At 47.0% G+C, this 368-nt stretch carries 1 protein-coding gene; it reads left to right on the forward strand.

The window, feature by feature from the left end; all coding sequences use genetic code 11:
* Nucleotides 1–110: 110 nt before the first annotated feature.
* Nucleotides 111–368, forward strand: a 258-nt coding sequence (locus A6X21_RS06905) for a class I SAM-dependent methyltransferase (protein WP_165603704.1), incomplete at its 3' end; no start/stop codon positions are given.

The raw sequence follows: 368 nt of genomic DNA on the forward strand, positions 1-368 counted from the left end.
CCGTAACCAACTCGTTGATTCACGTAGATGGTAGTGCAGATCAATAGAGAAATAGTTTTTGACTTCGCGTTCTTTGAGATGCTATAAGGCTTCTACTGTTGAGAAGCCTTATGTTTACCTACAAAGACATCCCGAATCATTTTTCATTTGAAGACGTCTATGACCTGGTTCTTAGCGAGGCGCCAGATGGTGCTGTGTTCGTGGAGATTGGATCATGGCTGGGAGCATCTTCTGCTTACATGGCGTCTAAGATTCGGCAAGGTAACAGGGATGTGACCATGTTCGCGATTGACAACTTCACCGCGGAAGGGTCGCTTGCTCCACTGCCTCAGCAGGCCATGGAATTCGGTGGAAGTTTCTTTCACGTA

Source organism: Planctopirus hydrillae, from assembly GCF_001707835.1.
Classification (GTDB): Bacteria; Planctomycetota; Planctomycetia; order Planctomycetales; family Planctomycetaceae; genus Planctopirus; species Planctopirus hydrillae.